Below are 3,598 nucleotides of genomic sequence, written 5' to 3'. Positions count from 1 at the left end.
GTGTCTGCTGGCGGGCACGCACACGCTTTGGGCACAGTCCCGCCCCAAAATCGGCCTTACGCTGAGCGGCGGGGGCGCGCGGGGCCTAGCGCATATCGGCTTATTAAAAGCCCTCGACTCAGCCCAGGTACACGTCGATTATGTGACGGGCACTAGTATGGGGGCCATTGTGGGGTCGCTGTACGCGGCGGGGTACACCGGGGCCGAGATCGAGCAGATAGCCAGCGAGCTGGACTGGGACGCGCTGCTGACCAATGCCGCCCAGCTACGCACCGTCACGCTACCCGAGAAAGACGATTTTGGCCGCTACTTAGTCGAGCTGCCTTTTGTCAAAGGCTCCTTTCAGTTTTCCAGCGGCGTTATCGAGTCGGAGGAATTGTGGCTAAAGCTCAGCGAGCTGTTCTTTCCGTATTATAAAACCAAAAATTTCGATCAGTTTGAGCGGGAGTTTCGCTGCGTGGCTACCGACGTGATTTCCGGCGAGCCTACCGTCCTGCGGGAGGGCGAAATCGTGTCGGCCATTCGGGCGAGCATGGCTATTCCTTCCTTTTTTACCCCGGTGCAGTACAAGGGGCGCCGCTTGGTAGACGGCGGCATCGTACGCAACTTTCCCGTTTCAGAGGTAAAGGCGATGGGCGCCAACGTGGTGATTGGCAGCAACGTATCGGCCGGCGCCTACACCGATGCCAACCTGCGCAGCCCCGTGGATGTATTGCTGCAAATCTCCTCCTTCAAGGATAATGCGGACTTCATCACCCAAAAGCAGCTGTGCACGGTGTATGTCGATTATCCCTTGGGCGACTACAGCAGCGGCAGCTTTTCAGCTTCCGCTCCCATCACCACCTTAGGCATAAAGCAGGGCCGCATGATCTATCCGCGCCTGAAGGCCCTGAACGATTCGCTCGATGCCTTGTACGGCCCGGCCCGCGCCACGCCGCGCGCCGCCCGCGCCGACTCGGTATACATCACGGAGTACGAAGTGCAGGGCCTGGAAGCAGCATACGTGCCGGCGCTGCTTGAGCAAATGCAGTTTCGCCCTAATCGCTTTTACACGGCCTCGCAGCTTTCATCTGCCATTCGCAACGCCTTCGGGACGCGCTACTTCCGCAAGATTACCTACTCCCTGCAACCCCTATCCGATTCGACGGCCCGTGTGGTGTTTGATGTGGAGCGCAGCGTGCCGACGCGGGTAGGGCTGGGGCTGCACTACAACTCGTTTACCGGTATTGGGCTCATCGGCAGCATTGCCGCGCAGGATCTGCTGCTGCCCTTTTCCACCAGCCAGATAGCCGTAAATATTGGCGAAAATCCCCGCCTGCGCCTCAAGCATACTCAGTACCTGACGGCCCACAAGACGCTGGTAGCGCGTTTTCTGGCGCAAGGTGAGCGAGTAAGCATCACCACCTACACTACCCGTTTCGACAAGGCCGGCCTCTACACTCAGAGCTACGTGACGGCCAATGCTCAACTGCTCAAGCTGCTCGGCCGCAACCGGGGAGTAGGCTTGGGAACGCGCTACGAGTACGGTCGCTTCAGCCCCGAAATTACCTCCCGTTTGCAGCTAGATGGCCGCTTTCATCTGCTCAACAGCTACCTTTTCTACGAAGAAAATACCCTTAATGCCGTAGTGTATCCGACCAAGGGCCGCAAGATAGAGGCGGAAATAGGTGGCGTTTATCGGCAGCGCCCCGACTTTAGGGTGCTGGACGGCGACGTGGTGGTGGGCACGGAGGAGTCGCCTAATTTTTCGTTTAAACCCTACGGCCATTCGCGCCTGCACCTGGAGCAGTACCTGCCCCTGACTAAGCGCTCTACGCTGCTGTTGCAGGCCCAGGCTGGTATCAACTGGAACTACCGGCAGGCCATTGCCAACGACTTTGTGGTTGGTGGGCTGAGCAACGTAATCCGCAACCAGATTACGTTTGCCGGCCTGCCCGAAGCATCCTTATTCACCAGTAGCTCCGCCGTGGGTTTGATAGGCTATCAATATGCGCTCACGCCGCGCATCAACCTCACGGCCAAAGCCAACACGCTTTACCACGGCTTCATCGACAATAACACGAATATTCAACCCAGCGACGTAATCTGGGGTGGCTCTCTTACGGTGGGCATAAACTCCATTCTGGGTCCCATCGACGCGAGCCTGATGTACTCGGCTGTCGCCAAGAAGGTGCTGCCCTACTTCAATATCGGCATTCCCTTTGGGTATCGTTAAAGGTGGTGGTGGGTGGCTTTGGTCGGGTCGGCACTAGGCTAGCAGTTCAGCCTCCACGGCCAGCATCCTGCCGGGCGTGGAGGCTGAGAGTGGCGAGCAAGCACCCGCCCAGGTAGTGTAGCTGGCTGACGGGGGTAGAATAGATGAGTAGATGTGTACCCGTGGGCACGTCGTTTCTCGCCCTGCCGTTCAGTGAGCCGGCTGTTGCTGGCGGCTGCCGCGCAGCCCGTACCAGAGGATGTAGGCGTAGCAAAGCACCGGCAGCAGCAGGGCTAGGCGCAAGCCGCCATGATCGGCTACCAGGCCGAAGAGCAGCGGCACCACGGCCCCGCCCACGATGGCCGTGCACAGCAACCCCGAGGCCTGCTCGGTGTGGCGGCCCAGCCCGGCCACGGCCAGGGTGAAAATGGTCGAGAACATCAGCGAATTCATTAGCCCCACGGCCAGCAGGCTCCACATGGCTACCGCCCCGCTGGTATTGATGGACAGCAAAACCAGCGCAATAGCCCCCGCGGCGTTGAAGGCCAGGAGCTTAGTAGGCGCGAACTTGCCCAGCAGATAGGCGCCGGCAAAGCGGCCCAGCATAGCGGCAAACCAGTAGTTGGCTACCTGCTGGCCAGCGGCTTCGGGCGAGAGGCCCAGTACGTCGGGCAAGGCCAGGTAGTTGACGATGTGCGAGCCAATGGCCACCTCGGCGCCCACGTACGCAAAAATGCCCCCCACGCCCAGCACCAAGTGCCGGTAGTTCCAGGCACTGCCCGCCCCCGGCGCTGCCGTCGTTGCTTCCTCAGCGGCTGGGGCAAGGGTGGGCAGATGCACCCGACTCAGCAGCAAGCTGATGAGCAGCAGCACCGTGCCGATAATCAGGTAGGGCACCTGCACAGCCGTCACGTCCATCTGGGCGGCGCTGGTAGCGTCCACCGTTTTGGGCAGCTGGCTCAGGATAAGCGCGCTGCCCAGCAGCGGGGCCAGGTAGGTGCCCAAGGAATTGAAGGCCTGCGTGAGCGTGAGGCGGGCCGAGGCCGACTTGGCCGGGCCGAGAATGGCCACGTAGGGATTGGCCGCCACCTGCAGCACCGTAATGCCCGAAGCCAGCACGAATAGCGCGCCCAGAAACAGCCCGTAGGCCCGCTGAGCCGCGGCGGGGTAAAACAAGTAGGCGCCCACCGCAGCCACCACAAACCCAATCAGCATGCCGCGCTTGTAGCCCACCCGCGCTACCAGCTTACCAGCTGGTATGCTTACGAGAAAGTAGGCTCCAAAAAAGCATAGGTTGATGAGGTTGGCCTGAGCGAAGGAAAGCTGGAAAATGGCTTTCAAGTAGGGAATCAGAATGTCATTCAGGCAGGTGATAAAACCCCACAGAAAGAACAGAACCGTGAC

At 60.1% G+C, this 3,598-nt stretch carries 2 protein-coding genes; one reads left to right on the top strand and one right to left on the bottom strand.

Features of this window, described 5'->3' with window-relative positions:
* Nucleotides 1-2,215 (top strand): patatin-like phospholipase family protein (locus MKZ35_RS06320; protein ID WP_482512388.1); only part of this gene is annotated, 2,215 nt, incomplete at its 5' end.
* A gap of 189 nt (nucleotides 2,216-2,404) precedes the next feature.
* Here MKZ35_RS06320 and MKZ35_RS06315 read toward each other — a convergent pair.
* A partial coding sequence (locus MKZ35_RS06315; protein ID WP_482512387.1) for a sugar MFS transporter occupies nucleotides 2,405-3,598 on the bottom strand: 1,194 nt, incomplete at its 5' end.

This window comes from Hymenobacter sp. R533113 (genome assembly GCF_056835965.1).
Note: the sequence above shows the minus strand (reverse complement) of the source record. Positions and strands in the feature narration are given on the sequence as shown.